This is a genomic window from Streptococcus sp. HMSC065C01, from assembly GCF_001813525.1.
In the GTDB taxonomy this organism is placed as follows: domain Bacteria; phylum Bacillota; class Bacilli; order Lactobacillales; family Streptococcaceae; genus Streptococcus; species Streptococcus parasanguinis_V.
Genome location: NZ_KV812814.1, coordinates 1 through 5,511 on the forward strand (window position 1 = coordinate 1; position 5,511 = coordinate 5,511).

7 protein-coding genes are annotated in these 5,511 nt (G+C 36.5%); 4 read left to right on the top strand and 3 right to left on the bottom strand.

What is annotated here, in order from left to right; all coding sequences use genetic code 11:
* The first annotated feature begins 242 nt into the window (after positions 1 to 242).
* Genes HMPREF2918_RS00140 through HMPREF2918_RS00155 form a run of 4 tightly spaced genes read left to right on the top strand, consistent with a single transcriptional unit; the run spans position 243 to position 1,487 of the window.
* Positions 243 to 488 (top strand): hypothetical protein, encoded by a 246-nt coding sequence (locus HMPREF2918_RS00140; protein WP_001813542.1) that lies wholly within the window; start codon positions 243 to 245, stop codon positions 486 to 488.
* Positions 485 to 820, top strand: coding sequence for a DinB/UmuC family translesion DNA polymerase (locus HMPREF2918_RS00145; RefSeq protein WP_000806926.1), 336 nt, complete (start codon positions 485 to 487; stop codon positions 818 to 820). Before HMPREF2918_RS00140 ends, HMPREF2918_RS00145 begins: the two co-directional genes overlap by 4 nt.
* Positions 821 to 832: 12 nt before the next feature.
* Entirely contained in the window at positions 833 to 1,201 is a 369-nt protein-coding gene (locus tag HMPREF2918_RS00150) for a hypothetical protein (RefSeq protein ID WP_000567222.1), read from the top strand.
* Positions 1,188 to 1,487 carry a DUF5960 family protein gene (locus HMPREF2918_RS00155; RefSeq protein WP_001072467.1) on the top strand — a complete coding sequence of 100 codons (300 nt, stop codon included), beginning with the start codon at positions 1,188 to 1,190 and terminating at the stop codon, positions 1,485 to 1,487. Before HMPREF2918_RS00150 ends, HMPREF2918_RS00155 begins: the two co-directional genes overlap by 14 nt.
* A gap of 117 nt (positions 1,488 to 1,604) precedes the next feature.
* Here the strand turns inward: HMPREF2918_RS00155 and msr(D) are convergent, their stop codons facing one another.
* The 3 genes from msr(D) to HMPREF2918_RS00170 all read right to left on the bottom strand — a co-directional run bounded on the left by msr(D) (position 1,605) and on the right by HMPREF2918_RS00170 (position 4,961).
* Positions 1,605 to 3,068 (bottom strand): ABC-F type ribosomal protection protein Msr(D), encoded by a 1,464-nt coding sequence (msr(D), locus tag HMPREF2918_RS00160; protein WP_000420313.1) that lies wholly within the window; start codon positions 3,066 to 3,068, stop codon positions 1,605 to 1,607.
* Positions 3,069 to 3,187: 119 nt separating this feature from the next.
* Entirely contained in the window at positions 3,188 to 4,405 is a 1,218-nt protein-coding gene (mef(A), locus tag HMPREF2918_RS00165; protein WP_000417519.1) for a macrolide efflux MFS transporter Mef(A), read from the bottom strand.
* Between the two features lie 385 nt (positions 4,406 to 4,790).
* On the bottom strand, positions 4,791 to 4,961 hold the full coding sequence (locus HMPREF2918_RS00170) for a hypothetical protein (RefSeq protein WP_000873143.1): 171 nt from the start codon (positions 4,959 to 4,961) through the stop codon (positions 4,791 to 4,793).
* Positions 4,962 to 5,511: the final 550 nt, after the last annotated feature.

The following is a 5,511-nucleotide window of genomic DNA, read 5'->3' on the forward strand; positions in this document are numbered from 1 at the left end:
TGTGCTGAGAGCTTTCTTCTATACTAATAGACGAAAGGGTGTGAAAATGATTTTTAAATGATACTGTGGAACGGAACAGTAGCCCTAGTATTGACTACTGTCGTTTCTATTCATATTGGCTATTCTAGGACTGAGATGAAAAAATCTATAAATGCTCAGAATAAAATTGAACCCGCAAATCTCCCCAAAACAATGGTGAGTCATGTACTTGTATTATTCCGAAAAAATACACCTCTGGTGCAGTGAGACAAATTGGTGTATCTTATAGTGGCTTCGTAGATGAAAGCTATACTCTACTATCACTCTTTGATGATGTAGAACAAATTGAAAAAGATAATAGACTTCAGACAGCTATTGATGTTGTCAGAGAACAGTTTGGTTTTTTAGCCATACAAAAAGGAACCGTCCTAACTGAAGGTTCCAGAAATATTGAACGCAGTAAACTTATCGGTGGTCATTCCGCGGGTGGATTGGAGGGATTAAAATGAAACAAGAAAAAAATACAGTACAATTTTCAGAAATCCGTAGCAAAGGATGTAATGATATTGAAATGCTTGAAAGATTTTTACATGGAATCGTTGAAACAGCAACTTCAAAACTTCGTCAGAGAAAACTCAAAACAACTGAAATATCGATACGACTAGTACATGCTAAATCTGAAAACCGATTACCATTGGAATTTACATTTAGCATTAAGCCAACAAGCTCATCTGTGATAATCTATACTGAGGTAATCAATCGCTTTAAAGAATGTTACACAGGTGGGGGAATTCAAGGTTTTACGATTCAATTTGATAAAAATACCCTTGCCTCTGCATAGAAAGGATTTGATATGATTGACCGTTCATATTTACCATTTCAATCAGCAAGAGAGTACCAGGATACAAAGATGCAAAAATGGATGGGCTTTTTCCTATCTGAACATGCATCAGCACTCTCTGATGATACAAACAAAGTAACGTACATGTCTGACTTATCACTAGAGAAGAAATTATTACTCCTCAGTCAAGTATACGCCGGGCAGCTACGCACACGCATTCAAGTGATTGAAAAAAACAAGCGTGTTTCCTACACTGGAACAATACCAAGTCTGACCAAAGATTTCATTTTGATAAAAACTACAACAGGTCACATCAATTTGAAATTAAAAGACATTATTAGTATTGAACTTGTCGAGGAGGTGCTCTATGAATCAGCTTGAGTTTCAGCGTAATCACCTACAAATGGACTATTATAGCGAGAGCTACCAAGATTTTGAACGTGACTTCTACCGCTACTCTAACATGAATATTCCATTGACCTTCCTAACTGATGATATCCTAAAAACAATGGCGACTTCACGTAAGAATTACTTTGTCCTCAATAAGGAAAAGTCCAGAGATAACCGCGATCACTTCTTCATATTTGAAGTAAGTACCGTAGATGAGAATCCGCTAATCTATCATTATACATATAAGAAAACTACAATATATTTAGCAGAAAAATAGGAGCAGTTCAATTGACTGTTCCTATTTTTAATATTCATAAAATCTAAAGTCTTTATACTCTTTAACAATGGAGTCGCCAACCAGAACAGACTATACTGACCAGCGACTACCTTAAATTTAATGTTTCAGATTTATTTTCTTATCTCTAATTTCATAAACTACATCTGCTACATTTTCGAGTAATCGTTTATCGTGGGTGATAAACACGATAGTTCCGGTGTACTCCTTCATTAGTATTTCCAAAGCCTCTAAACTTGGTATGTCAAGGAAGTTACTGGGTTCATCCATTATTAGGATGTTATATCTACCCATGAGCATTTTAGCAAGCAACAATTTTATAATTTCTCCACCGCTTAAAACAGATAAACTTTTTCCAATATCGTTCTGTTTGAACCCCATAGATGCTAGCACTGAACGAATTTCTGATATATTGTAGTCACAATCCTTCTGCATAAACTCCATAACATTCTGATTACTGTTGTACTTGTAACCATTCTGTGCAAAGTAACCTATTTTTGCCTTAGGCGAAATAGAAATTCCTTCTTCATGGTTTAAGATCATTTGGATTAAAGTTGTTTTTCCGATTCCATTACCACCAGTTAACGCCACTTTTGCTCCTAACGGAATTTGAAAAGATGCATTTTCAAACAGAGCCTTATCCCCAAATACTTTATTAATTTCTGCACCGACTATAGGGTATGGATTATGGAGCTCCAATGCTTTACTTTGCCTGAAACGAATTCTGCGAATGCCTTCCGGAGCTTCTACTTTTCCTAAGGCCGCAATCCTGTGCTCTAGGGTTTTAGCAGCATTATACATCTTTTTTTCCTTACTTCCTATTGATTTTTGATGAGCTAAACGCCCTCCGTCTTCAGTACTTTTTTTCTTTGAAGAACCTTTTGCCTTCTGTTCTATTTTACGAGCCTGTTTTCGCTTTTCCTCCGCAGCCCTTTCCAATCGGGCACGTTCCGCAATAAATTGTTCGTATTCTGCAGCTTGGCTCTTACGTTCTTCCTCTTTCTGACGAAGATAATCAGAATAGTTTCCCCAATACTCAGTGATTTTGCCATCTTTCAGTTCCCATATTTTATCTACTATTTCATCAAGAAAATAGCGGTCATGGCTAATAACTAACAGTGCACCTGTAAAATATTTTAGCTGTCCTATTAGAAAATCAATTCCTTCACGGTCTAAATGGCTCGTAGGTTCATCCGCTAAAATACCATGAACCTGTGCCGATAAGGCCTGTGCTATTTTAAGCCTTGTTTCTTCACCACCGCTCATAGTCTGTATATTTAATTGCTCAACACCTAGCTTGCCTACAAGTGCAAAATCTTTTTCCTCCTGCAGAGTTACTTCGTCCAACTGGGGAATATAGGCAAGTTCACCCAGACGATTCATTTTACATCCTGGGGGAGTTAATTCTCCTAAAAGTACCCTGAGTAAAGTGCTTTTTCCAGCACCATTTGCTCCTACTAAACCAATACGGTCATAATCATATACTTCTAATTCATTTATATCTAAAACATCGCGTCCTTTGAATTCCACACGAATGTCTTTTGCTTTTAATATTAATTCCATAACATTTCCTCCTGTCTATAATCGCATGCTTTCATTTGCTTGTATGCAGGGAAAACCCTGCGATTTTAGCAGGAAGAGTTACATGAAAATAAGATACATAAATATTCCTCCAATATTGTTTATTTTAAATCTAATTTTCTAACCTCAGTTATCATTTGGCAAACTATAGCAATGCCAATAATTAAAATACCTGATAGTAAAAACCAATGATTTACACCGATTTTATCAGCAAAGAATCCAGAAAGAATTAACCCAATTGGCATAGCAAGTGACATGATACTTCCGATCAAAGAAAATACACGTCCTAAATATTCAGGCTTAATTTTCTCCTGAAAAAGAGCTGTTTGCACACCGCTATAAAATGGCACCGAAAGCCCCATTATTGCACAGCAAACTACGAATATTACAAATCCATTTGGAGGAAGTATTCCCGAAACGGCTAAACTGGTCCCCATTATAAAAAATGAACTTGTTATTAGTAATACATGCTTTTCGAAGCCCCCTAATCTTCCTAATAATAAGCCTCCTGCTAGCATCCCAAATGCAAAGGAAATTTCCGTAATAGAAATATGCACAGGCGTTCCATTAAAGTGTTCCATGCTTATTAAAGGAAATAGTGCATTGATTGGCATATAAACAAAAGTATATAGTGTTCCTAAGAGTAATAAGGCAAACAATCCTTTGTTTTGTCTCAGAACCACAACTCCTTCTTTCATCTCCCTTATGAAATTTGGTTCTAAACTTTGCACTTGATTACCCAGCTTAGGTATACGTACAATTGCTACCGTAATAGATGCAATCACAGCACCCAATACGTCGATGGCAATAATAGCATTTAAATCCCAAACGGAGTATAAGAGTGCTGCAACTGCCGGACTAACAATATAGCTTATAGACTGCAAAGACTGACTATAGCCTGCGCATTTCGTTAGCTGTTCTTCTGGTACTAAAAGTGGTGTAACCGCATTGAGTGCTGGGGTATGAAAAGCTGTTCCAATGCTACGGATAAACAATACTATCATAATCATCCAGACAGGTAGCTCCATACAGAATGCAACAATAGCAAGCACTGCACCAGCTGCTGCGATAATTAAATCGGCACCAATCATTATCTTCTTCCTATCATGACGATCCACTAGCACACCAATGGCAGGTCCCAAAATCGCATAGGGTAAAAAACCTACTAATGAAGCCATAGACAAGACCATCGCAGATCCTGTTTTTTCTGTAAGGTAAAAAATAATCGCCATTTGCAGGATGGCACTAGTGATTAATGATACTGCTTGCCCTGCCCATATTGCATAAAATTTTCGTTTCCAATTGTTGTATTTTTCCATTTATATTATCTCCTGCATATTATTTTGCTTGAATTTCTATTTTTAATAGCATTCTAGGCAATAAAAAATGCAGGCCAAACCCCACAATGTGGCTTTTGGTCTGCGTACATACAATTTGGAAACATTCATATTAAAGACATAGTTAAATAAAGGTATAGTTAAATAACCAATATCCTCACCGTAACTAATGAATGCTCAATATCGTATAAATAAGCACAACAAAAAAGCCTATCATCGGGTATAGATTCTGCTTTTTTTATTGCCAGCTTATCTTAAACGCATTGAGGCTGTCATAGTTTCGGTTCCTCCTACATCTTTGTTTATATCAATTTATAGTATAACACAACAAGATGATATGTTCAATATAAAAGTTATGGAATGAGACTCATACTTCCAATTCGATGCCAGATTTAAAGGATATGACGAAGTTTTCTTCATAGACTGTAACGCTCTGGATTATCTTCCTTAGTAGCAAGCGATTAGCTTTCACAAAATCTTCTGTTTGTAGTTTTAAAAATTCATCAGGATTTTCTAACTCAACCTCAAAATATTTCATTTTACATTCCCTCATTTCATTTATTGATAAATTGAGTTTGCAAAAAAGAGTGGACAATTTTTGTCTACTCTTAACCTTTAAAATAGTTTTTTTTAATCGATTTGAAGTTGCCTAAATTATTACTTATTCGGTAAAATGAAGTATTGCTTTCAACAGATTTCCTTCAACTACACTTCACTTGATTCAAACAAGGTGGGTACATTTCTATTCCCACAAACTCCTTGTCAATGGAAACAAACACGTACCCACAGGGTAAATGGAAATAGAAACTGATAATTTCTAGCTATCACTTCTACTCATTCCAAAAATTTTCTCACTCTGATACTTACCCACCATAAAGCAAAAAGCCTTGCAATCAAGGCTTTCATTATCCCTTTCGTTCAAAGGTTTCTAAGCTTTTACGAGCAGAGCGACACACTCAGCGGTTCGCTATCTCCGTTCTGTCTGCGTGCTAGCACTTGTCAATCACGGACAGCTATCGCATGGGCGGAAGTAAATGCTAATCTTCGTCGTTTTACTCCTTGACTAGCAAACTTACCGCCTCAACATG